Source organism: Nocardia sp. NPDC051756 (genome assembly GCF_040681495.1).
Lineage (GTDB): Bacteria > Actinomycetota > Actinomycetes > Mycobacteriales > Mycobacteriaceae > Nocardia.
Genome location: NZ_JBFAYV010000006.1, coordinates 368,048 through 391,531 on the forward strand (window position 1 = coordinate 368,048; position 23,484 = coordinate 391,531).

19 protein-coding genes and 1 riboswitch are annotated in these 23,484 nt (G+C 67.8%); of the genes, 12 read left to right on the plus strand and 7 right to left on the minus strand.

Annotated elements, in window-relative coordinates; all coding sequences use genetic code 11:
* Nucleotides 1-2: 2 nt before the first annotated feature.
* Genes AB0M22_RS27830 through AB0M22_RS27840 form a run of 3 tightly spaced genes read right to left on the minus strand, consistent with a single transcriptional unit; the run spans nucleotide 3 to nucleotide 2,598 of the window.
* A complete protein-coding gene (locus tag AB0M22_RS27830) occupies nucleotides 3-1,088 on the minus strand; it encodes an S-(hydroxymethyl)mycothiol dehydrogenase (RefSeq protein ID WP_364732800.1) in 1,086 nt (361 codons plus the stop codon).
* Nucleotides 1,089-1,096: 8 nt separating this feature from the next.
* Nucleotides 1,097-2,251, minus strand: a complete 1,155-nt coding sequence (locus AB0M22_RS27835; RefSeq protein ID WP_364732803.1) for an FAD-dependent oxidoreductase — start codon at nucleotides 2,249-2,251, stop codon at nucleotides 1,097-1,099.
* Nucleotides 2,248-2,598 carry a bifunctional 3-phenylpropionate/cinnamic acid dioxygenase ferredoxin subunit gene (locus AB0M22_RS27840; protein ID WP_364732805.1) on the minus strand — a complete coding sequence of 117 codons (351 nt, stop codon included), beginning with the start codon at nucleotides 2,596-2,598 and terminating at the stop codon, nucleotides 2,248-2,250. Before AB0M22_RS27840 ends, AB0M22_RS27835 begins: the two co-directional genes overlap by 4 nt.
* A gap of 196 nt (nucleotides 2,599-2,794) precedes the next feature.
* Between AB0M22_RS27840 and AB0M22_RS27845 the strand changes: the two genes are divergently transcribed.
* From AB0M22_RS27845 to AB0M22_RS27890, 10 genes are all read left to right on the plus strand, one after another.
* Nucleotides 2,795-5,242 (plus strand): FAD-dependent oxidoreductase, encoded by a 2,448-nt coding sequence (locus tag AB0M22_RS27845; RefSeq protein WP_364732808.1) that lies wholly within the window; start codon nucleotides 2,795-2,797, stop codon nucleotides 5,240-5,242.
* Between the two features lie 4 nt (nucleotides 5,243-5,246).
* Nucleotides 5,247-6,410, plus strand: a complete 1,164-nt coding sequence (gene solA / locus AB0M22_RS27850; RefSeq protein WP_364732811.1) for an N-methyl-L-tryptophan oxidase — start codon at nucleotides 5,247-5,249, stop codon at nucleotides 6,408-6,410.
* Between the two features lie 7 nt (nucleotides 6,411-6,417).
* Nucleotides 6,418-7,596 (plus strand): aromatic ring-hydroxylating dioxygenase subunit alpha, encoded by a 1,179-nt coding sequence (locus AB0M22_RS27855; RefSeq protein ID WP_364732814.1) that lies wholly within the window; start codon nucleotides 6,418-6,420, stop codon nucleotides 7,594-7,596.
* 6 nt (nucleotides 7,597-7,602) lie between these two features.
* Nucleotides 7,603-9,084, plus strand: coding sequence for an aldehyde dehydrogenase family protein (locus tag AB0M22_RS27860; RefSeq protein ID WP_364732817.1), 1,482 nt, complete (start codon nucleotides 7,603-7,605; stop codon nucleotides 9,082-9,084).
* A 101-nt stretch (nucleotides 9,085-9,185) separates the two neighbouring features.
* Entirely contained in the window at nucleotides 9,186-10,673 is a 1,488-nt protein-coding gene (locus tag AB0M22_RS27865; protein WP_364734015.1) for an amino acid permease, read from the plus strand.
* Nucleotides 10,666-12,222 carry a GMC oxidoreductase gene (locus AB0M22_RS27870; RefSeq protein WP_364732820.1) on the plus strand — a complete coding sequence of 519 codons (1,557 nt, stop codon included), beginning with the start codon at nucleotides 10,666-10,668 and terminating at the stop codon, nucleotides 12,220-12,222. The genes AB0M22_RS27865 and AB0M22_RS27870 overlap by 8 nt, the downstream gene beginning before the upstream one ends.
* Nucleotides 12,223-12,229: 7 nt before the next feature.
* Complete coding sequence (locus tag AB0M22_RS27875; RefSeq protein ID WP_364732823.1) at nucleotides 12,230-14,092, plus strand: putative nucleotidyltransferase substrate binding domain-containing protein; 1,863 nt, start codon at nucleotides 12,230-12,232, stop codon at nucleotides 14,090-14,092.
* Between the two features lie 12 nt (nucleotides 14,093-14,104).
* Nucleotides 14,105-14,890 carry an IclR family transcriptional regulator gene (locus AB0M22_RS27880; RefSeq protein ID WP_364732826.1) on the plus strand — a complete coding sequence of 262 codons (786 nt, stop codon included), beginning with the start codon at nucleotides 14,105-14,107 and terminating at the stop codon, nucleotides 14,888-14,890.
* Nucleotides 14,891-15,100: 210 nt separating this feature from the next.
* A riboswitch (glycine riboswitch) is annotated at nucleotides 15,101-15,194 on the plus strand.
* Nucleotides 15,195-15,225: 31 nt separating this feature from the next.
* A complete protein-coding gene (gene glyA, locus AB0M22_RS27885) occupies nucleotides 15,226-16,521 on the plus strand; it encodes a serine hydroxymethyltransferase (RefSeq protein ID WP_364732829.1) in 1,296 nt (431 codons plus the stop codon).
* Entirely contained in the window at nucleotides 16,518-17,888 is a 1,371-nt protein-coding gene (locus AB0M22_RS27890; RefSeq protein WP_364732832.1) for an L-serine ammonia-lyase, read from the plus strand. The genes glyA and AB0M22_RS27890 overlap by 4 nt, the downstream gene beginning before the upstream one ends.
* Nucleotides 17,889-17,890: 2 nt before the next feature.
* Here the strand turns inward: AB0M22_RS27890 and AB0M22_RS27895 are convergent, their stop codons facing one another.
* The 3 genes from AB0M22_RS27895 to AB0M22_RS27905 form a co-directional block, all read right to left on the minus strand.
* On the minus strand, nucleotides 17,891-18,976 hold the full coding sequence (locus tag AB0M22_RS27895; RefSeq protein ID WP_364732835.1) for a PQQ-dependent sugar dehydrogenase: 1,086 nt from the start codon (nucleotides 18,974-18,976) through the stop codon (nucleotides 17,891-17,893).
* A gap of 125 nt (nucleotides 18,977-19,101) precedes the next feature.
* Nucleotides 19,102-20,142, minus strand: coding sequence for a medium chain dehydrogenase/reductase family protein (locus AB0M22_RS27900; protein WP_364732838.1), 1,041 nt, complete (start codon nucleotides 20,140-20,142; stop codon nucleotides 19,102-19,104).
* Between the two features lie 73 nt (nucleotides 20,143-20,215).
* Nucleotides 20,216-20,785, minus strand: coding sequence for a TetR/AcrR family transcriptional regulator (locus tag AB0M22_RS27905; protein ID WP_364732841.1), 570 nt, complete (start codon nucleotides 20,783-20,785; stop codon nucleotides 20,216-20,218).
* A gap of 100 nt (nucleotides 20,786-20,885) precedes the next feature.
* On the opposite strand from AB0M22_RS27905, the gene AB0M22_RS27910 reads away from it, so the two are divergent.
* Both AB0M22_RS27910 and AB0M22_RS27915 read left to right on the plus strand, forming a co-directional pair.
* Nucleotides 20,886-21,620, plus strand: a complete 735-nt coding sequence (locus tag AB0M22_RS27910; RefSeq protein ID WP_364732844.1) for a molybdopterin-dependent oxidoreductase — start codon at nucleotides 20,886-20,888, stop codon at nucleotides 21,618-21,620.
* A complete protein-coding gene (locus AB0M22_RS27915) occupies nucleotides 21,604-22,218 on the plus strand; it encodes a cytochrome b/b6 domain-containing protein (protein ID WP_364732847.1) in 615 nt (204 codons plus the stop codon). Before AB0M22_RS27910 ends, AB0M22_RS27915 begins: the two co-directional genes overlap by 17 nt.
* A 4-nt stretch (nucleotides 22,219-22,222) precedes the next feature.
* On the opposite strand, the gene AB0M22_RS27920 is transcribed toward AB0M22_RS27915, so the two are convergent.
* The gene (locus AB0M22_RS27920) at nucleotides 22,223-23,359 is read right to left on the minus strand and encodes a monodechloroaminopyrrolnitrin synthase PrnB family protein (RefSeq protein WP_364732850.1); all 1,137 of its coding nucleotides are present in this window, start codon (nucleotides 23,357-23,359) and stop codon (nucleotides 22,223-22,225) included.
* Nucleotides 23,360-23,484: the final 125 nt, after the last annotated feature.

Genomic DNA, 23,484 nt, shown 5'->3' on the forward strand with positions numbered 1-23,484 from the left:
TCTCACCAGACCACGACCGAGCGCAGCACGTCACCGTGCTGCATGGCAGTGAACGCCTTCTCGACCTCGTCGAGTGAGATGCGTTCGGTGACAAAGCGTTCCAGGGGGAGTCGGCCCTGCCGGTAGAGGTCGATCAGCATCGGGAAGTCGCGCTCGGGCAGGCAATCGCCGTACCAGGACGATTTCAGTGCGCCGCCGCGGGAGAACAGCTCGATCAGCGGCAGGTCCAGGGTCATCTCCGGCGTCGGTACGCCGACCAGCACCACGGTCCCGGCCAGATCGCGCCCGTAGAAGGCCTGCTTCCAGGTCTCGGGGCGACCGACCGCATCGATGACGACATCGGCGCCGAAGCCGTCGGTGAGATCCTGGATCCGCTCGACCACATCCTCGGTGCTCGCGTCGATCCGGTGGGTGGCGCCGAATTCGCTGGCCCACGCCAGCTTTCGGGCATCGCGGTCGACGGCGATGATGGTCTTGGCGCCGGCGAGGAGAGCGCCGGTGATCGCGGCGTCGCCGACACCACCGCAGCCGATCACGGCCACGCTGTCGCCGCGAGACACGTTGCCGGTGTTCATCGCCGCCCCGATGCCCGCCATGACGCCGCAGCCGAGCAGTCCGGCGATGGCGGGGTCGGCCTCGGGATCGACCTTGGTGCACTGCTTTTCGTGCACGAGGGTCTTGTCCGCGAAGGCGCCGATACCCAAGGCGGGCGTCAACTCGGTGCCGTCGGCGAGGGTCATCCGCCGGCTGGCATTGCTGGTGTCGAAGCAGTACCAGGGACGGCCGCGGCGGCACGCCCGGCATTCGCCACACACCGCGCGCCAGTTCAACACGACGAAATCGCCTGCGGTCACATGAGTTACGGCCGGGCCGACCGTCTCCACGATCCCGGCGGCCTCGTGCCCGAGCAGGAACGGGAACTCGTCGTTGATGCCGCCCTCGCGATAGTGCAGGTCGGTGTGGCACACCCCGCACGACTGCACGCGCACGACCACATCGTGCGGCCCGGGGTCGGGGATGACCACGTCGACCAGCTCGACCGGCGTTCCTTGGCGACGGGCGATGACGCCGCGCACGGTTTCGGACACGAATCCTCCTACAGGGTTGCGATGGCCGCGGGCCGCCGCTCGATCTGCTTGCGGTAGCGGGTGAACAGGCGTGCGTTGTCGATGGCGAACACGGCCACCGGCTCGCCTGCGCGTTCGTAGAGTGCGGTGCACGACGGGGTCGACGGGTCGCCGTCGATGAAACGCACAGCGTCGTCGGGCCGGCGGTGGCCGGCGAACTGGATCATTCGGCCGTACTGGCGGGACCAGAAATAGGTGTTCGGGATGTTCGCGGGTGGTTCGCCGACGATGGCAGCCGCGGCGATGCGGGCTTGGGCGGTCGCGTTCGACCAGTGCTCGCTGCGGTGGTGGGTGCCCAGGGAGTCCTGGTAGGCGCGTGCGCAGTCGCCGATCGCGTAGATATCGGGAACGGCTGTGCGGCAGCAGGAATCGGTGACGAAGCCGTTGTCGATGTGCAGCGGCGAGTCCTGCGCCCACTCGGTGTTGGGGATCGCGCCGATGCCGATGATCACGGCGTCGGCGGGGAGCAGGCTGCCGTCGGTGAGGCGCACCGCGTTGACGCGTTCGTCGCCGAGGAATTCGGTCACCGCGACGCCGGTCCGCAACTGAACGCCGTTGGCCGCGTGCAGATCCGCGCACAGCGCCCCGAGTTGCGGGCCGAAGACGCCGGACAGGGGATCGGTCGCCAGTTCGACAATGGACACCTGCGCGCCGAGCGTGACTGCGGTCGAGGCGATTTCGGCACCGATGAGGCCGGCGCCGATGATGACGATGTTGCGCGCGGTGCGCAACGCGGCCCGGATCGCCCGCGCATCGTCGATCGTGCGCAGAGTATGGACGCCGCCGAGTCCTCGGGCGACGGGCAGCGTGCGGGCACGGGCACCGGTGGCGAGCACCAGCGACCGGCCGGCGACGACTGTGCCGTCGTCGAGCGTGACACCGGGACCCATTGCGGTAGTGGCGATTCCGAGAGCGCGACGTCCGAGCAGCCAGCGTGCGCCCAGGTCGTCGCCCAAGGTGATATCGACATCGCCGTGCAGGAATTCCTTCGACAGCGGTGGCCGATCGTAAGGCGGGTGAACTTCCTCGCCGACCACCGTCACTTCACCGCCGTAGCCGCGTTCGCGAAGATCCCGGACGAGCGAGAACCCGGCGAGCGACGCGCCGACGACCACCACGCTCATGACGGCTCCGCCGTAACCACGATGTCGCCGTCGAGCACCCGCACCGGGTACGTGCGCACCGCGACCTTGGCCGGCGGACCGGAGACCCGGCCGGTGCGCAAGTCGAAACATGACTCGTGCAACGGACATTCGACTGTGCAGTTCTCCACCCAGCCGTCGGCCAATGACGCATCCTGGTGGGTGCACGTGTCGTCGATCGCGAACAAACCCTCGTCGGTGTGGAACACCGAGATCGGCTGCCCGCCGCCGGTCCGCACGGTGGCGACTTCGCCGACCGGCAGGTCCTCGAGGCGTGCGACGAACAGTTCCGTGCCGGAGGTCGCCGTGTGCTTCGCAAGGGATTCCATAGACCCTCCATGAGTTGCTTAGAGCGCAACAGATATCGCGATACGCAACAGTGTGCGACAGCCCGGAGGCGCCGTCAACCCCCTGAATTCCCCGGTAAACAACTGGTTTCCAACGGTTGACAGCGTGCCGTGACAGGCGGACTATTTGTTGCGTAATACGAATTCGTTGCGCTACTAGCAACAACGGAGGCACCCTTTGGCTCACCCGAAAGTCGTCATCATCGGAGCCGGGATCGTCGGGGCATCGCTGGCCGACGAAATGACCGCCCGCGGTTGGGCCGACATCACCGTGCTCGACCGGGGGCCGCTGTTCACCACCGGCGGATCCACTTCGCACGCACCAGGTTTGGTGTTCCAGACCAACCCGTCCAAGACCATGACCGAGTTCGCGCGCTACACCACCGAGAAGTTCGGCGCGCTCAGCCATCCGGCCGGTCCGGCGTTCGACGCGGTCGGCGGGCTGGAGGTGGCGACCACGCCGCAACGGTGGCGGGATCTGCACCGCAAGTTCGGCTGGGCGCAGTCCTGGGGGATCGAGGGGCGTCTGTTGGATGCGTCCGAATGCGCGGCCATGTATCCGCTACTCGACGCCAGCCAGGTCATCGGCGGATTCCACACTCCGGCAGACGGTTTGGCGAACGCGGTGCGCGCGGTGGAGGCGCAGGCTCGGGCGGCGATCGGTCGCGGCGCGCGCTTCCTGCCCGATCAGGAAGTCCTCGGGATCGCCGAAAGCGGCGGCCGGGTGACCGGTGTGCAGACCGCCGAGGGCGTCATCGCCGCGGACATCGTCGTCTGCGCGGCCGGCTTCTGGGGCGCGGAGCTGGCGAAGCAGACCGGACTGGTCCTGCCGCTGGTGCCGATGGCGCACCAATATGCGAAGTCGGGGCCGTTGGCCGCCCTGGCGGACAGCCCGCGCGACGCCGCGCGCCTGCCGATCCTGCGGCATCAGGATCAGGACCTCTACTACCGCGTGCACGGCGACCGTCTCGGCATCGGCTACTACGGCCATCAGCCGATGCCGGTGGACATGTCCACCCTGTCCGCGGCCACCGCGGGCGAGGCGATGCCCTCGATGCTGCCCTTCACTGATACCGACTTCGCCCCGGCCTGGCGTGAATCCATGGAACTGCTTCCCGCGCTCGGTGATTCGAAGCCGGAAGAGGGATTCAACGGGATCTTCTCGTTCACCCCCGACGGCTTCTCGATCATGGGTGAGCACCGCGACCTCGCCGGCTTCTGGGTCGCCGAGGCCGTGTGGGTCACCCATTCGGCCGGCGTGGCCAAAGCGACCGCGGAATGGATCATCGACGGCGCGCCGAGTACCGACGTGCACGAGTGCGATCTCTATCGATTCGAAGACGTCGCGCGCAGCGGGGAATTCATCATGCAGACGAGTTCGCAGGCCTTCGTCGAGGTCTACGACATCATCCACCCGCACCAGTATCGAACGGCCTTGCGCGGCCTGCGCACCAGTCCGTTCTATGCGCGCCAACAGGAAATGGGTGCGTTCTTCTTCGAAGGCGGCGGGTGGGAACGGCCCGCTTGGTATGAAGCCAATGCGGAACTGGCACAACGCCTTCGCGACGAAGGGGTGCCGTTCCCGGACCGCGACGAATGGTCCGGCAATTTCTGGTCGCCCATCTCGATCGCCGAGGCGCGCTGGACCCGCGAACGGGTCGCGATGTTCGACATGACCCCGCTGACCCGCTACGAGGTATCCGGTCCCGGCGCGCTCGAACTCCTGCAACGACTCACCACGAACAATCTGGACAAGACCGTCGGCTCGGTCACCTACGCACTCGTCCTCGACGAAACCGGCGGTATCCGTAGCGATGTCACCGTCGCCCGGCTCGAACCGCAACGCTTCCAGGTCGGCGTGAACGGCCCGATGGACTTCGACTGGTTCACCCGGCACCTGCCCGGCGACGGCTCGGTGACGCTGCGCGACATCACCGGCGGCACCTGCTGCATCGGTGTCTGGGGACCGAACGCGCGGGACCTGGTGCAGCCCTTGTGTTCCGACGATCTGTCGCATCAGTCGTTCAAGTACTTCCGTGCGCGGCAAACCCATCTCGGCGCCATCCCGGTCACCATGATGCGCGTCTCCTACGTCGGCGAACTCGGGTGGGAGATCTACGCGACCGCCGAATACGGCAACGCGCTCTGGGATCTGCTGTGGGCGGCGGGCCGAGCGCACGAGGTCATCGCGGCAGGCCGGATCGCGTTCAACAGTCTGCGTATCGAAAAGGGCTACCGCAGTTGGGGAACCGACATGACCGCGGAACACCAGCCCGCCGCCGCAGGCCTCGACTTCGCGGTCCGGCTGGCCAAGCCCGACTTCATCGGCAAGACCGCGCTGGAGCAGGCGGACCCACCGGCGAAGATCCTGCGCAGCATCGTCTTCGAGAGTCCGACGGCGGTCGTCCTCGGCAAGGAACCGGTCTACGTCTACGGCCTGCTGGGCGGATATGTCACCAGCGCAGGCTATTCCGCCACCATCGGCCGCAGCATCGCCTACGCGTGGCTGCCCGCCTCGGTTGTCGTCGGCGATGCGGTCGAGGTCGAATACCTCGGTCGGCGCTACATCGCGACGGTGCACGCCGAGCCGGTGGTCGATCCCGAGATGTCCAGGATCAGGAGGTAGCGAAATGGCCACGGCGACAACGGTCTACGACGTCATCGTGATCGGCGTCGGCGGCATGGGCAGTGCCGCCGCCTATCACCTCGCGGCCCGCGGCCAGCGGGTGCTCGGACTGGAGAAGTTCACTCCCGCGCACAATCGCGGCTCGAGCCACGGCGGTTCGCGCATCGTCCGGCAGTCCTATTTCGAAGACCCGGCCTACGTTCCGCTCCTGCTGCGTTCCTACGAACTCTGGGCGAAGCTGGCCGCCGACTCCGACCGCGAGGTCATCCGGCTCACCGGCGGCCTGTACCTGGGCCCGCCGGACAGCCTGACGGTCGCGGGCAGCCTGCGGGCGAGCCGGGAATGGTCACTGCCGCACGAGCTGCTGGACGCCGCCGAGATCAAGCGGCGCTTCCCGAACTTCACCCCGGCGGCCGGCGACATCGGAATCTACGAGTCCAACGGCGGATTCGCCCGCCCCGAGCTGACCGTGCAGGCGCACATCGACCTGGCCCTGCGGGCCGGCGCGACCCTGTCGTTCGGCGAAGAGGTGATCAGCTGGGCCGAAACCGATTCCGGCGTCACCGTGACCACCGGCAGGGCGACCTATCACGCGGATCAGCTGCTGATCTGCCCCGGCGCCTGGGCGCCGAAGTTGCTGGCGGAGTTCGGCATTCCGATTACCATCGAACGTCACGTGCTGTACTGGTTCGATCCGATCGGCGGCACCGCGCCCTTCGAGGACCAGCCGATCTACATCGCCGAGGACGACTCCGGCATGCAGATCTACGGCTTCCCCGCCATCGACGGGCCGACGGGTGGGGTCAAGACCGCGTTCTTCCGCAAGGGCACCGTGTGCACACCGGAAACCATCGATCGCGTCGTCCACCCGGACGAGATCGACGCGATGCGCGACCGCGCCGCCGCCCTGGTCCCGGCCGTGGCCGGTCCGTGCGTGCACACGGCCACCTGCATGTACTCCACCACGCCCGACGAGCACTTCGTCATCGCCCGTCATCCCGGCGGCGACCGCATCACCATCGCCTGCGGCTTCTCCGGCCACGGCTTCAAGTTCGTCCCGGTGGTCGGCGAGATCCTGGCGGATCTGGTCATCGACGCCGCCACCAAGCACCCGATCGCGCTATTCGACCCGCAGAGGCTGGTGACCAGTGAAAATAGCATCGCATAGCGATTCCATGGGGGGTGGCGGTCGGGAGACGGGTGGGCCAACGGCGGATTTGCCGGTGACCACACCGGCCCTGATCCCCACCCTCGGTGGCAAGTGGTACGTCGACGACACCATCTTCGCGGCCGAGCAGGAACAGCTCTTCGAACGAATGTGGTTCTGCGCCATCCGAACCGGCGACCTCGCCCACGCGGGACAATTCAAACGAGTACAGGTGGGCCGCGAAAGCGCCCTGATCGTGCGCGGCCGCGACGGTGCGCTCCGCGCGTTCCTGAACATCTGCCGCCACCGCGGCGCGATGCTGTGCACCGAGGACCAGGGCCAGGTCCGCCGCAACCTGCAATGCCCCTACCACGCCTGGACCTACGGCCTGGACGGCAAACTGATCGCCGCGCCGAACATGGCCGCGCTGAAGGACGCCACCGGCGCGGACATCGATCGCGTCGCCTACGGCCTGATCCCGGTCGCCCTGCGCGAATGGCTCGGCTACGCCTGGGTCTGCCTGGCCGACGAGCCTCCGTCGTTCGAACACGAGGTGATGGGCGCGGTGACCGAGCGCCTCGGCGACCCGGCCGCCATCGACGCCTACGAGATCGACACGCTCGCGGTGGGCCGCCGGGTGGTCTACGACGTCGCGGCCAACTGGAAGCTCATCGTGGAGAACTTCATGGAGTGCTACCACTGCGCGACCATCCATCCCGAACTCACCGAGGTGCTGCCCGAATTCGCCGAGGGACTCGCCGCCCAGGTGTTCGTCGGCCACGGCGCGGAATTCGGCGCCGATATCGCCGGATTCACCGTCGACGGCTCGCCGGGTTTCGAACGGTTGCCCGGGGTTACCCCGGAACAGGACCGTCGTTACTTCGCCATCACCGTCCGGCCGACCGTTTTCGTCAATCTGGTCCCGGACCACATCATTTTCCACCGGATGTTCCCCATGTCGGCGGACCGAACTATCGTCGAGTGTGATTGGTTGTATACCAAGGATGTGGTTGCCGCGGGACGCGACGTGTCCCGCTCCGTCGAATTGTTCCATCGGGTGAACGAACAGGATTTCGCGGCATGTGAGCGAACGCAACCCGCAATGTCGTCGCGCGCCTACCGTAAGGGCGGGGTGTTGGTGCCCGCCGAGCATCACATCGCGGAGTTCCACGAGTGGTTGTCCTGTCGGATCGGTGACGTGAGGTGACGTGCAATGAATGGTGATCCGGATCTGCTCATCGGCGGCCGATGGACGCATGCCGCGGACGGCGGCGTGCGGCAGATCATCGACCCGGCGACCGGCACCGTGGTGGCCACCGTGGACGAGGCGACGCCGGACGACGCGCGCGACGCCGTCGCGGTCGCCCGCAGCACCTTCGACGAGGGCAGTTGGGCCGCGACCCCGGTCGCCGACCGGTCCGCGCTGCTGCTGCGGATCGCCGACCTGCTGGCCAGGGACAAGGACCGGCTGGCCCGGCTGGAGACGGCGGACACCGGAAAGACGTTGGTGGAGAGCGAGATCGACATCGACGATGTCATCTCGGTGTTCCGCTACTACGCGAACGCCGTCGCGGTGCAGGCCGACCGGCTGATCGACGTGGGCGACCCGGCGGTGATCAGCCGGGTGATCCGCGAGCCGATCGGCGTGTGCGTGCTCATCGCGCCGTGGAACTACCCGTTGTTGCAGATGTCGTGGAAGGTCGCGCCCGCGCTGGCCGCCGGCTGCACCATGGTGCTCAAGCCGAGCGAGGTCACCCCGCTCACCACCATCGAATTCGCCCGGCTCGCCGAGGAGGCGGGCGTACCGGCCGGCGTGTTGAACCTGGTCCAGGGCAGCGGCGCGGTGCTCGGCACGGCGCTGACCGACAACCCCGACGTCGACTTCATCTCGTTCACCGGCGGCCTGGCGACCGGCCGGACGATCAGCAAGGTCGCCGCCGAACACGTCACCAAGGTGGCGGTGGAACTCGGCGGCAAGAACCCGCATATCGTGTTCGCCGACGCCGACTGGGAAAGCGCCGTCGACCACGTCCTGACCGGCGTGTTCCTGCATTCCGGGCAGGTCTGCTCGGCGGGCACCCGGCTGATCGTCGAGGAATCCATCGCCGAGGACTTCGTCGCGGAACTGGCGAGCCGGGCCGAGCGGATCCGGGTCGGTCCCGGCCTGGACCCGGCCAGCGAAACCGGTCCGATGGTCTCCGTCGAACATCGCGCCAAGGTGGAAGCCTATGTCGCGCTGGGTATTTCGGAGGGCGCAAAGCTGGTGACCGGCGGTGCGCGACCGACCGACCCCGCATTGCAGGACGGCAGCTACTACCTGCCGACGATCTTCGATCGGTGCGATCGATCGATGCGCATCGTGCAGGAGGAGACGTTCGGCCCGATCCTCACGGTCGAGCGATTCACCACCGAGGCCGAGGCGATCCGGCTCGGCAACGACACCGAATACGGCCTCGCCGCTGGCGTGCGCACCTCGGATGCGGCGCGCGGAGAGCGGGTGGTGCGGGCGCTGCGGCACGGCACGGTGTGGCTCAACGACTTCGGCTATTACACCGCCGGTGCGGAATGGGGCGGGTTCAAGAAGTCCGGCAACGGACGTGAACTCGGCCCGACCGGCTTGGCCGAGTACCAGGAAATCAAACACATTTGGCACAACACGGCACCAAAGCCGGCGGAGTGGTTCAAGGGCGTCTGATCGTAAGCAACAAATCTCGGCCGGACAGCCCGTACGGCCGCCCGCGGAAGGCATGGTAAGCAATGGTGGTCCAAGAGCACGGTGTGTCCGATGACAGCGGAATGGAGGATTTCGGCTATAAGGAATCCCTGGACCGAAGTATCGGGAAATTCGCCAGCTTCGCGGCGGGGGTCAGCTATATCTCGATCCTCACCGGCACGTTTCAGCTGTTCTATTTCGGTTTCGGCAGCGCGGGTCCCGCGTATCTGTGGTCGTGGCCGATCGTTTTCGTCGGACAGCTGGCTGTCGCACTGTGCTTCATGGAGCTCGCCGCGCGCTATCCGGTTGCCGGGTCGGTCTACAACTGGTCCAAACAGCTCGGCAGCAGAATCGTCGGCTGGTCGTCGGGCTGGTTGATGCTGACCGCGTCGATCGTGACGCTGGCCGCCGTGGTGCTCGCGCTCCAGCTGAATCTGCCCCGGTTGTGGAGCGGTTTCCAGATCATCGGGGACGGCAGCGGTGAGCACGACTACGCCACCAACGCGGTGGTGCTCGGCACGATCATGATCATCTTCACCACCACGATCAACGCGCTCGGCGTCCGGCTGATGTCGATGATCAACAGCGCCGGCGTCTTCATCGAGATCATCGCGGCGGTGTTGATCGCGATCATCTTGGCGGCCAACGCGACTCGCGGTCCGCAGGTGTTCTTCTCGACGCACGGGTACGGCGCGGGGGAGTCCGGCGGTTACCTCGGCGCGTTCCTGGTGGCCTCGCTGGCCTCCGGCTATGTGATGTACGGCTTCGACACCGCCAGTTCGCTCGGTGAGGAGACCGTCGAGCCGCGGCGCACCGCGCCCAAGGCCATCTTGCGTGCCGTGCTCGCGTCCTTCGTCATCGGCGGCGCGATCCTCGCCTTCGCGGTGATGGCGGCTCCCGACCTCGACGACCCGCAGATCGGCAGCTCCAGCGGCGGCCTGCAATACATTGTCGAACAGGTGATGTGGGGCCCGCTCGGCACGATCTTCCTGTGCTGCATCGTGATCGCGGTGACCGTGTGTTCGCTCGCCGTGCACACCGCCGCCATCCGGCTCACCTTCGCCATGGCCAGGGACAACGCCCTGCCGTTCGGCGAGAAGCTCGCCCGGGTGCATCCGAAGACTCAGACGCCGGTCATTCCGGCCATTCTCATCGGCGTGCTCGCCGCGCTCATCCTGGTGATCAACATCGGTCAGCCGAAGATCTTCACGGTGCTCACCTCGATCGCGATCATCATGATCTACCTGGCCTACCTGATGGTGACCGGGCCGATGCTGAAGAAGCGGCTGCGCGGGCAGTGGCCGCCGAAAGAGCTTGCCGCGGGCGGGTATTTCACCATGGGTCGCTGGGGGATGATCGTCAATATCATCGCCGTGGTGTGGGGCGTCGGGATGGCCTTGAACCTGGCCTGGCCGCGCGAATCCGTTTATGGCACACCGTGGTACAACACCTGGGGTGCGTTCGTCTACATCGGCGCGATCCTCGGCGCCGGCCTGCTCTGGTACATCCTCAAGGGCCGCAAGCGAATCGGCACCCTGGCTTCACACGCAGCGGAGGTACGCAATGTCTGACGCCGTGTTCGACTACGTGATCGCGGGTGGCGGGACCGCCGGGTGCGTGCTCGCCGCCCGGCTCAGCGAGGATCCGGACATAACCGTGTGCCTGCTGGAGGCGGGCCCGTCCGACGTCGGCGATCGCGCCGTCCTCGAACTCACGCAGTGGATGCATCTGCTCGATTCCGGGTACGACTGGGACTATCCGGTCGAGCCGCAGGAACGCGGGAACAGCTTTCTGCGCCATGCCCGCGCGAAGGTCCTCGGCGGATGTTCCTCGCACAACTCGTGTATCGCGTTCTGGCCGCCCGCGGAGAATCTCGACGAGTGGGCCGCGCTCGGGGCGAAGGGCTGGGGCGCGGCCGACGTGCTGCCGTATGTCACCCGCCTGGAGAACAACGACGCACCCGGCGACCAGCACAGCCGCAGCGGCCCGGTCCGGCTGCGCGACGTGCCGCCGGACGACCCGTGCGGCACCGCGGTACTCGCGGCGGCCGCGGCGGTCGGGCTGCCGACGGTGCAGTTCAACCGCGGCGCCACCGTGCGCAACGGCGCGGGCTGGTTCCAGATCAACGCCGCCGAAGACGGCACGCGCATGTCGACATCGCACGCGTACCTGCACCCGGTGCTGGATTCACGCCCGAATCTCGAGGTGCGCACCGACTGCTGGGTCAGTGAGATCCTGTTCGACGACGCGCGCGTCGCGACCGGCGTGCGATACCTACGTCCCGACGGCATCGGCTACGACACCGTCTCGGCGCGACGCGAGGTGATCGTCACGGCCGGCGCCATCGATACGCCGAAGTTGTTGATGCTGTCCGGAATCGGGCCCGCCGACCACCTGCGTGAGATCGGCATCCCGGTGCTGGTCGACTCGCCCGGCGTGGGCGCGAACCTGGACGACCACGTCGAAGGTCTGGTGTTCTGGGACGCCGCCCGGCCGATGGTCGCGACCTCGACGCAGTGGTGGGAGATCGGCATCTTCGCCACCCTCGACGAGACGCTGCGGGTGCCGGACGTGATGATGCACTACGGCAGCGTGCCGTTCGACATGAACACGCTGCGCCGCGGCTACCCGACCACCGACAACGGCTTCTGCCTGACCCCCAATGTCACGCAGGGCCGTTCGCGCGGCACGATCCGGTTGCGCAGCCGCGACTTCCGCGACCGGCCGAAGGTCGACCCCCGGTACTTCACCGATGCGGACGGCCACGACGAACGGGTGATGCTGGCCGGCGTCCGGCTGGCCCGCAAGATCGCCGAGCAGTCCCCGCTGCGCGAGTGGATCGCCGCCGAACTCGCGCCCGGACCGGACGCGACGACCGACGACGAGCTGCTGAGCTACATCCGCGCCACCCACAACACGGTGTATCACCCGGCCGCGACGGCCAGGATGGGCGCGGTGGACGATCCGCTGGCGGTGCTCGATCCGGAGCTGCGGGTCAAGGGGGTGTCGCGGCTGCGGGTGGTCGACGCGTCGGCGATGCCGAAATTGCCCGCGGTGAACCCGAACATTACTGTCATGGCCATGGCGGAGAAGTGCGCGGATCTCGTCCGGACCACGTGAGCCGGACATGTCTGCGGAGGGCGAACTAGCCGCATTCCTCGGCGGGCACGCACCGTTCCAGTCGATGACGGCCACCGATCTCGATGAGCTGGCCGCGGCGTCGTCGCTGCACGAGTTCGCGGCGGGCGCGCTGATCAGCGACTACTCGGCGCAGGTGCCCGACGACATCTGGATGGTCTGGACGGGCCGGGTGATCCTGCGGCGCAATGGTCCCGATGCCGCGGCCTCGTCGCTGTCGGACGAGAGCCGCACGATCGACACCGTCGAGGCCGGCGGGATCTTCGGCTACGTGCCGCTGCTCACCGGCGGCAGCGCCGAATTCGTCGCGCTGGCCACCGAAACCAGCCTGCTGATCCGGTTGCCGGGCGAGCATGTGCGCGCGCAGTTCGCGCAGCCGGACGGGCTGGCGTTCCTGGCGTCGTCGGCGTGGAAGACGGTGTCCGGCAACCGAACCCCGATGGCGCAGGTGCTCGGCACGCGTCCGGCGAGCGAACTCGTCTCGGCGGAACCGATTTTCGTCACCCCGGATACCAGCGTCCGGGATGCGGTGATCCGGATGACCGAGCAGCACGTCTCGGCGGTGCTGATCCGGTTGCCGGACGGGGATTTCGGCATCTTCACCGATCAGGATCTGCGGGCCAAGGTGGTGGCTGCCGGGCTGCCGGTCGACCTGCCGATCGCGCGGGTGATGAGCGCCCCGGCCCGGCGGGTCAGCGCCGACCTGTCCGCCGAGACCGTGCTGATGGAGATGCTGGAGAGCGGGCTCCGGCATCTGCCGGTGGTCGCGCGGCGAGGCGAGGTACTCGGCGTCCTCGAAGACTCGGACCTGCTCGCCGCCTCCGCACGGCAGAGCTTCACCCTGCGGCGCGCGATCGGCGCTGCTACCGATGCGCCCCAACTGCAAGAGGCCGCGCGCGAAATCCCCAGCACCACAGTCGATCTGTTCCGCAACGGCACCAAGGCGTCCGCGACGAGCGGCATCCTCTCCGTCGTCATCGACTCGGTGGTGCGAAAGGCGCTCGAGCTCGCGATCGCCGAAGCCGACGACGCACCGAACGGCGGGTTCGCCTGGCTGACCCTGGGCAGCATCGCGCGGCGCGAGGCGATGCCGTCCTCGGATGTGGACAGCGCGCTGTCCTGGGCGGATGAATTGTCCACGGCCAGTGGGCAACTGCGCGCGATCGCCGAGCGCACGCACGCCATCCTGGACGCCTGCGGGCTGCCCGCGGACAGCAACGGCGCGATCGCCGCGAAGCCGAAATTCGCGCGGTCCCGGTCGGAGTGGACGAAGGCAGCGGCCCGCTGGTTGGACGATCCGCTCGTCGATCGCGGGCTGGTCATGTCGTCGCTGCTGATCGACGGGCGGGTGGTGTGGGGCGATCCGGGGCTGCACGCGGTGCCCGCCGCGTTCGGCCGGATGCGCGCCGACTATCCGAATGCCTTGCGCCTCCAGCTGCTCGACGCGTTGTCCGGACGGGTCCGGGCGCGGTCCCTGCGAGACGTCCTGTCCCGGCGTGGCGGCACCTTCGACTTGAAGAGTCACGCGCTGGTCCCGATCGTCAACCTCGCCCGCTGGGGTGGGCTGGCGGCCGGCGTGACCGCCGCGGCGACGCCGGTGCGACTGGCGGCCGCGGCGACGGCCGGGGTGATAGCCGATCGCGATGCCGCGGTGCTGACCGAGGTGTTCGTCATGTTGCAGCGCATGCGGATGGTGCATCAGGTCGAGCAACTGTCCGCAGGCCATCGCCCCGGGGACGTGGTGGTGATGTCCGAGTTGTCGCCGTTGAACCGGAGTTTGCTCAACGACGCGCTGCGCGAGATCGCGGCCGTGCAGCGACGCGTCCGCGGAATCGCGATGCCCTCGGCTTAGAATGACGGCGTCATGGCGAAACAGGATGGTGAGGACCCGGGCCGGGCCGCTGCGGTGCAGTCGGTCGACCGCGCACTGCTCGTGCTGGAGATCATCGCCAAGCTGGGCCAGGCGGGTGTCACCGAGATCGCCGCCGAACTCGGTGTGCACAAATCTACCGTTTCCCGGCTGATCGCCGTGCTGGAATCGCGCGGTTACGTCGAGCAGCTCTCCGATCGCGGCAAGTACCGGCTCGGCTTCTCCATCGTCCGGCTGGCCGGGTCCACCAGTGCGCAGGTCGATCTGGTCGGGCAGAGCCAGGGCGCGTGCAACGCGCTCGCCGCCGAAACCGGCGAGACCACGAATATCGCTGTGCTGGACGGTAATCGGATCATCAATATCGTGGAGGCGGCCGGCACGGGGTCGATCGCGCTGCGCTCCTGGGTCGGGCAGAGCTGTCCGGCGCACGCCACGTCGAGCGGCAAGGTGCTGCTGTCCGGTCTCGAACCGGCGGCGCTGCGCAAGCAGGTCGGGCCGAAGCTGGAGTCCTTCACCGGGAACACGCTGACCAAGGTCGCCGACCTCGCCGCCCAGCTGGTGGAGGTGCGGGAGAACGGATGGGCAAGTGTGCGTGAGGAACTGGAGATCGGGCTGAATGCCGTCGCCGCCCCCGTCTTCGACAGCAACGGGGTTATCGTTGCGGCGCTGAGCGTTTCGGGACCGGCCTACCGGCTCGCTCCGGATCGGTTCGCGCCGACGGCCGCGCTGGCCATCGCGAGTGCTGCGGACATCAGTCACCGGCTCGGCTACTTCGGCTGATCGAACCGGGTGCGGTTCGTCATTGACAAGCCGCGCGGCCGACGATAATACTATGTTGCATATCGCGCGGTTGTTGCGCTATATGCAACATATGTCGGTATCCACCAACTGAATATCGCCGCACACGCAGCGGGAGATCTCCATCCGTTCGATGGAGAGCCGAAGGAGCAACACCTCCCGGGAATCTCTCAGGCCCAGTACCGCTACGCATAAGGCAACTCTGAAAAGTAGTGCACCACGCACTCGCCGACGGGGCAAACGCACACCGCGTGAATCTCTCAGGCCATAGGACAGAGCGGGAGGAGCCACCCCCACGCATCCGCGAAAGGCTCCCCATGGCTGATCCTGCCTCCGCCCTGCGCACCGAACTCGATGTTTCGCTGCGCGAATTCGATCCGGTCGTCGCCGCACTGGTCGACCAGGAGACCAGCCGCCAGCAGCGCGGGCTGGAAATGATCGCCTCGGAGAACTACGCGCCGGTCGCGGTGATGCAGGCCCAGGGCACGGTGCTCACCAACAAGTACGCCGAAGGCTATCCGGGCCGCCGCTACTACGGCGGGTGCGAGTACGTCGACCAGATCGAATCTCTCGCCATCGAGCGGCTGCGTTCGCTGTTCGGCGCGGAATACGTGAACGTGCAACCGCATTCGGGTGCGCAGGCGAACGCGGCGGTCATGCACGCGCTGCTGCGTCCCGGCGACGGCATCCTCGGCCTGGCACTCGACCACGGTGGTCACCTGACCCACGGCATGAAGATCAACTTCTCCGGCCGGCTGTACAACGTTGCGGCATACCATGTTCGGGCCGAGGATCAGCTGGTCGACCTGGCCGAGGTGGAGCGGCTCGCGCACGAGCATCAGCCGAAGCTGATCGTGGCGGGCTGGTCGGCCTATCCGCGGCACCTCGACTTCGCCGAATTCCGGCGCATCGCCGACGAGGTCGGCGCTTACCTGATGGTCGACATGGCGCATTTCGCCGGACTCGTCGCGGCGGGTCTGCATCCGTCGCCGGTGCCGCACGCGCACGTCGTCACCTCGACCACGCACAAGACGCTCGGCGGGCCGCGCGGCGGATTCATCCTCGCCACAGCGGATCTGGGCAAGAAGCTGGACTCGGCGGTGTTCCCCGGCCAGCAGGGCGGACCGCTCGAGCATGTGATCGCGGCGAAGGCGGTCGCGTTCAAGATGGCGGCCGAGCCGGCCTTCCGGGACCGGCAGGAGCGGACCCTCGCGGGTGCGCGCATCCTCGCCGAGCGCCTGCTGGCCGAGGACTGCCGGGCGGCGGGCATCGGGGTGGTCAGCGGCGGCACCGACGTGCACCTGGTGCTCGTGGACCTGCGCGATGCCGAACTGGACGGCAAACAGGCCGAGGATCTCCTGCAAACCCTGGGAATCACGGTGAACCGCAACGCGATTCCGTTCGACCCGCGACCGCCGATGATCAGTTCCGGACTGCGGATCGGCACGCCGGCCCTGGCCGCGCGCGGTTTCGATGCCGCGGCGTTCACCGAGGTCGCCGACATCATCGCGACGGCGCTGAGTGGTGGTGCGCCCACGGCGTCGCTGACCGCGCGGGTGGACGCGCTGGCGGAGCGGTTCCCGCTGTACCTCGGGTTGCGGAACCCGGCGTGACGATCAGCGTATTCGACCTGTTCCGGGTCGGTATCGGGCCGTCGAGTTCGCATACCGTCGGGCCGATGCGGGCCGCGGCGGCGTTCGTCGAGCGGCTCAAGGACGCCGACGTGCTGCACCGGACATCCGCGCTGCGCGTTCAGCTCTACGGTTCGCTCGGCGCGACCGGGCGCGGGCACGGCAGCGTCGAGGCGATCTTGGCGGGGTTAGCCGGCGCGCAGCCGGAGAGCATCGACCCGGACACGATGGTCGCCACCGTCGCCACGGCGCGTGCGACGGGGCGGTTGTATCTCGGTGGCGTGCAGTCGATCGAGTTCGCCGTCGACCGCGATGTCGAACTGCTCGGGTTGACCCGCTTGGCCTTTCACACAAACGGGATGCTGTTCGGCGCGTACGACGAGGCGGGAGCGGTGCTGCTCGAACGCCAGTACTTCTCGGTGGGTGGCGGTTTCGTGCTCGACGAGGACGAGATCGACGGACGGACCGTCGAGGCTCCGGTCTCTGTCGCGCATCCGTTCCGCTCGGCCGACGAGCTGCTCTCGATCACCGCGGCCACCGGCAAGTCGATCAGCGCGGTCGTGCTGGCCAACGAAATGTCTTGGCGCAGCGCGGATCAGGTACGGACGGACCTGCTCGACATCTGGAAGGTGATGCAGGGCTGCGTCGACCGCGGGATGTCGACCGGGGGAGTGCTGCCGGGTTCGCTCCGGGTGCGGCGACGCGCGGCGACCCTGTTCGAGCGCCTCGGCACCGAGGCCGAGGACAACGACCCGCTGCGCGCGATGGAGTGGGTCACCCTGTACGCGATGGCGGTGAACGAGGAGAACGCCGCGGGCGGCCGGGTCGTCACCGCGCCGACCAACGGCGCGGCGGGCATCATTCCCGCTGTGCTGCACTACATTCAGCGATTCATCGGCGGCGCCGACGAGGACAGCGTGGTCGAATTCCTGCTCACCGCGGGCGCGATCGGTCAGCTGATGAAGGAGAACGCGTCGATCTCCGGCGCCGAGGTCGGCTGCCAGGGCGAGGTCGGTTCGGCCTGCGCTATGGCCGCGGCCGGACTGGCGGCCGTGCTCGGCGGTACGCCCGCGCAGATCGAGAACGCCGCCGAGATCGGCATGGAACACAACCTCGGCCTGACCTGCGACCCGATCGGCGGGCTCGTGCAGATCCCGTGCATCGAGCGCAACGGCATCGCCGCGGTGAAGGCGATCACCGCGGCCCGCATGGCAATACGCGGCGACGGCATGCATCACGTGTCGCTGGATCAGGTCATCCAGACCATGCGCGCGACCGGGGCCGACATGCTCGACAAGTACAAGGAGACCTCGCGCGGCGGCCTGGCGGTGGCCGTCGTCGAGTGCTGAGCTCAACGGGCGGGGAAGCGGATGATCCGGTCGTCGCCGGTGCGGACATCGCCGCGGCCGTCGGTGTTGGAGGTGGTGAGCCACAGCGAGCCGTCCGGCGCCACCTGCGGGGTGCGCAGCCGGCCGTAGCGGTCACGCAGCTGCGCCACGGGCTTGCCGAGCGTGCCGTCGGCCAGCTGCGGAATCGTCCAGAGACGCTCGCCGCGTAAGGCCGCGACGTACAACGTGTTCGCGGTGATCGCGAGGCCCGAGGGCGAGGCCTCGCTGGTCGCCCAGGTGATCAGCGGATTGGTGTAGCGGCCGCCCTGGGTGTCGCCCTTGCCTTCGACGACCGGCCAGCCGTAGTTGCGCTTCGGCTGGATCAGGTTGATCTCGTCGTAGGTGTCCTGGCCGAACTCGGTCGCGTAGAGCCGTCCCGTCGCATCCCAGGCCAGACCCTGCACATTGCGGTGACCGAGGCTGTAGACCGGTGAATTCGGCGTCGGGTTGCCGGGCGCCGGTTTGCCGTCGGGGTCCAGGCGGAGAATCTTGCCGTTCGGACTCGCCGCGTCCTGCGCCCGGCTCGATTGCCCGGCGTCGCCGGTGCCGACATAGAGCATGCCGTCCGGGCCGAAGGCGATTCGGCCGCCATTGTGAATGGTGTTCTTCGCGATGCCTTGGAAGATCACCTGCGGCTGACCGTCCAGGCGGAAGCGCACGATGCGATTATCGGTACTGCTGCTGAAATAGGCGTAGACATAACCATTTTCGGCGTATTTCGGGGACACCGCGATGCCGAGCAGTCCGCCCTCGCCGCGCGCCACCACGCTAGGGACCCGATAGGCCTGGGTCGGTGCCGAGCCCGGCGTGATCCGCGTGATCACCCCGGTATTGCGCTGCGCGACCAGCGCGGAACCACCCGGCAGGAAGCTCAGGCCCCACGGCACGGCGATGTTGCGCGCCAGCTCCTCCGGGGCATTGAGATCCGGGACGCCGGCCGGGACGACCGGCTGCGCGACGGAACTGGGCAGGGCGACGAAAAAGGCTGTCGCCAAGGCAATCACGGCGGTGCCGGCGAATTGTGCCGCGCTTCGAAATGTCGAAGTCATGCCTAAGTAGAACCCCATCCCGCTGATCAACTCGACTGGCGAGCGACTGGGGAAAGGGGTAAACGGGTGCGGCCGGGCGAGTGGAAACCCGCCCGGCCGCATAACCCGTCACGCGATGTTTCGAATCAGGCGTCCGGCACGATGACGACTTTGCCGGTGACCGTGCGCGATTCGGCGAGCTCGAGCGCCTTCGCCGCCTGGCTCAACGGAATTCGGGCCGCCACCTGTGCGCGCAGCGTGCCCTCGGCGGCGAGGTCGAAGACCGCGCTGAGGTCTTCGTGGACGAGGTTGCGGAACTTGGTCGGATTGCGCTTGCCGGCCCACAGGTTGTAGAAGTGCGCATTGCGCTTGTTTGGCAGCGCGTTCCACGCCATCAGCTGGGCGAACAGCTTCAGCACGGGCAGCCGCGAGTTGCCCTCCTCGTCCTTGGTCGAGGCCGTCCCGTAGGCGACCAGCGTGCCGTGCGGGGCGAGCAGGCCGAACGAATCGACGATGCCGGGGCCGCCGACGTGATCGAACACCGCGTCGACGCCCTGCGGCGCCAGCGCCCGAACCTGGGCCACCACATCGCCGCGGTAGTCGACCGGGGTGGCGCCCAGCGCCTCGACCGCCGCCGCGTGCCGGGCCGACGCCGTGCCGATCACCCGGATGCCCGCGGCGCGGGCCAGTTGGACCAGGGTCGAGCCGACCCCGCCGTTGGCGCCGTGCACCAGGATGGTCTGGCCGCGCTTGACCTTCGCCGTGCGGTACAGCATCTGCCAGGCCGTAATGCCGTTCACCACAAAGGTTTCCGCCTCGGCCGCGTCGAGCGCCGCCGGTACCGGGACGAGGTCCGCGGCGTCGAGCACGACGTGGCTGGCCCAGCCGCCGATCTTGGTGAGCGCGGCGACTCGTCGGCCGATCAGCGCCGCGTCCACCGACGATCCGGTCGCGATGACCGTGCCGACCAGGTCGTAGCCCGGCACGAAGGGGAACGCCGGCTGGTCGTAGTACTTGCCGCGGCGCATCTGCTGCTCGGCGAAGGAGACGCCGGACGCGTCCACCTGGACCACGACCTGGTCGGCGCCCGGGGACGGAAGCTGACGCTCGGTGACCTGCAAGCCGGACGGCTCGACCAGGCCGGGGAGGACGATCTCGACTGCGGTGACGGGCTTCGTGGTGATCATGATGACTCCTAGTGTGTGACTGGTCAGTCACTCTGTGGGCTGAAAAAGCGCCCCGAAGTAGGGCTCGGTTTGTCTAGTGGGCGTCGGGGTGGCGCATGCCGTCGGTGAGCACCGCGGCCCAGTCGCCGTCCTGTTGGTCGAGTTGCAGGGTGACGATCAGGTGGCACAGCTGGCCGTAGGCCATGAACCGCTGCACCGCGCTGTCCTCGGCGCCGGACCGGGTCTTGGCGAAGTCGGTCACCTTGGCGAGGCCCCGGCGCATCGCGTCCGCGATCTCCGGGATGTCCGCGGCCGACTGGGCGTGCACCTGCAACATGAGCAGGCTCTTGTCCGCGATGAGGTGGGCGTACGCGCCGCCCATGGCGTAGAGGATCTCGTCCGGGCTCGCGTCCTCGGTGTGTGGTGAGCCGGCCGAAAGTGCCTGCTCGACAAGCTCGAAGCAACGGTCGATCGCCGCCACGAACAGGGCGATCTTGCCGGGAAACAGCTTGAAGACGTAGGCAGGGGAGATTTCCGCCTTCGCCGCCACGTTGTTGATCGGCGTGCCGTGGTAGCCGGTGCGGGCGAATTCGGTGATCGCCGCATCGACAACCGCGTCCCGCCGAACCTCCGAGGTGGAGAGTGTCGCTCCGCGCTTTGTCATGTGAGTGACTGTACACTCACTCTTCGGTGAACGTCAACCGCAAGCCGACGACTGCCGATTCGATAACGCTCCACCAGCGAATTCGGTGGATAGTGGAGACGTGCCCGATGACGAGAGTGCCGATCCGGAGCGCTTGGGCGCGCCGGTCGGGCGGCGTGTAGTGCTGGGGTTGCTCGCTGCCGGTGCCGCGGGTGTGCTCGGCGGCGCGTCGATTCAGCGGGGGTTGTCGGCGGTGCTCGGGCCGCTCGGCAACCGTGATCCGACCGGATTGGTCGGACTCTTGCCGCTGGGCAACACCTTTCGCTTCTACTCCGTCACCAGCAGCGTCCCGAAGCGCGACGCGAGCGACTATCGGCTCGACATCACCGGCCTGGTCGACGCGCCCCGCAGCCACACCCTCGGCGACTTGCGGGCGATGCCGCAGCAGGAACTGGTGCGCGACTTCCAGTGCGTCACCGGGTGGCGGGTGCCCGAAGTGCGTTGGCGCGGTGTGCGTCTGGCCGACCTGCTGGGCGACGCCGGCGTGCGCAGGACCGCGCGAGCCGTGCGCTTCACCTCCTTCGACGGCACGTATTCGGAGAGCCTCACGCTCGAGCAGGCGCGGCGGACCGACGTGCTCGTCGCGCTGGAGATGCTCGACGGCCCGGTCACCCACGATCACGGGGGACCGGTCCGGCTCTATGTCGCGCCGATGTACGGGTACAAGAGCATCAAGTGGCTGGGCGGTATCGAGCTGACCAAGGACGTCGTGCCCGGTTACTGGGAGCGCCGGGGTTACTCGATCGACGGATGGGTCGGCCGATCGAACGGGCGTGACGATGACCCGACCGGCTGACCGCGACCTGCACCGGTTCACCCGCGCCGAACGCTGGGTGCATTGGCTGACCGGTGTGCTCGTCCTGATCTGCGTCCTCACCGCGGCTATCCTCTATCTCGGGCCGCTCGCGGTGCTCGTCGGCAACCGTCAGATCGTCGAAATCGTCCACGTCTATTGCGGTTTCGCATTACCGGTGCCGATCGTCGCCGGCTTGCTCTCGCGCGCCTATCGTGTCGATCTGTCCCGGCTGAACCGTTTCACCCGATCCGACTGGCTGTGGTTGCGCGACAAGGGCCGCCGCCTGTCCGGTGACGGCGTCGGAAAGTTCAACGCCGGACAGAAACTCAACGCGGCACTGAGCACCGGATCGATCCTCGTGCTCCTCGGCACCGGCGTCATCATGTTCTTCCCGGACTGGACCCGCCTCGCCTGGCGCACCGGCGCGACCCTGATGCACGACTGGTTCGCGCTGGCCTTCGGCCTGCTCGTCGTCGGCCACATCATGTACGCGCTGCGCGACGCGGAAGCCATGCGCGGCATGCTCACCGGGAAGGTCACGAAGACCTGGGCCGAGCAGGAGCACGAGCGATGGGCCGCCGAGCAGGACGCCGACTGAGAACTCAGGACCTGGCGCCGGTGCGGCGGGACCGTGCGTGCCGGGCGCAATCGCGGGTGAGGGTGAGCACGTGATCCAGCAGACCGGGGCTGACTCCCGCTGTGCCCGTGGGGAATCGGGAGGCGTCGGTGTACGCGCCGCCGGCCATGAGGTTGTGCTTGCCGCGGAATGTGACCAGCGCGTTCATGATTCGGATCACGCCGTCCATCGCGTAGGCGACTCTCGTCGCCGGCGGGGCGGGGCGGTCGAATTCGTACCCGAGGCGGGTGACCAGGGAGGTGGCGCCCTCGGTGCGTTCGAACAGTTTTCGCCACTGGGGGAGGCCGTAGCGCACCAGGTCGTTGTGGAAGTACCGCAGGTCGGCGTCGGGGTGATCGGCGGACCACACCAGGCGATCGATCAGATAGAGCGGGACGTGCACGGGCGCGGGTCCGTAGTACTGGCGATCGGCCACGGTCACGTCCGCCATGAACGGGCGCAACCGGGCGGCATAGAACTCGACCGGATCCACATTGCGATAGACGGCGTCCATCACCTCCGGCAGCGTTCCCAGCTGGTCGGCCGCTTTGTGGCAGATCTCGCCGAACGCGCCGTCGCCCGGATGCAGTTCGGCCAAGCCGGCGAGCGTCGGAGCCATCTCGTCGATCAGCAGCGTGCCGACCCGGACGGCATCGATCAGCACGTGCTCCTGCCGGTCGCCGAGGAACATCCGCTGCCGCTTGTCCTGTGGATTCCAGAGGCCGTAGTGCAGCGCGGTGTCGCGCGGGACCATGTCCACCGAGAGTCCCCAGGCCAGCAGCGCGTCGGTGGTCTCGGGCACGGCGTCGAGCGGTTCCACGCCGTGGCGCTGCAACGAGGAGAGCAGCATTCCGACATCGCGCATGGCCGCCAACCGGTCGGCGACTTGCAGCAGTTCTACCCGGCGCGCCCGCCACACCAATTGCCGAAGACCTTTGGCGAGTTCGCTTACGTCGGCGGCCGCGTTCATCGCGGGCAGGTTCGCCAACAATGCGTCGGCGGACAACGGATCCCGGCGGGCAACCTCGTGGCACGCCGATTCATCCAGGCGTATCGAGCGGGCTCCGCTACTCCCTGGATCGGCGTGTGCCGACGGCCGGGACCGCTTTCTCAGGGCTGGCATCTTGTCCTATCTTTGTTCCGCGAGTCGTCCTGACCCGCAGGTGGTCGCGCATGCATGCCGTCACCCGAGTGCGGTCCGAAGCGATTGTGCAGCAAGGCAAACAAACATCCCATGAGTTTGTCAAT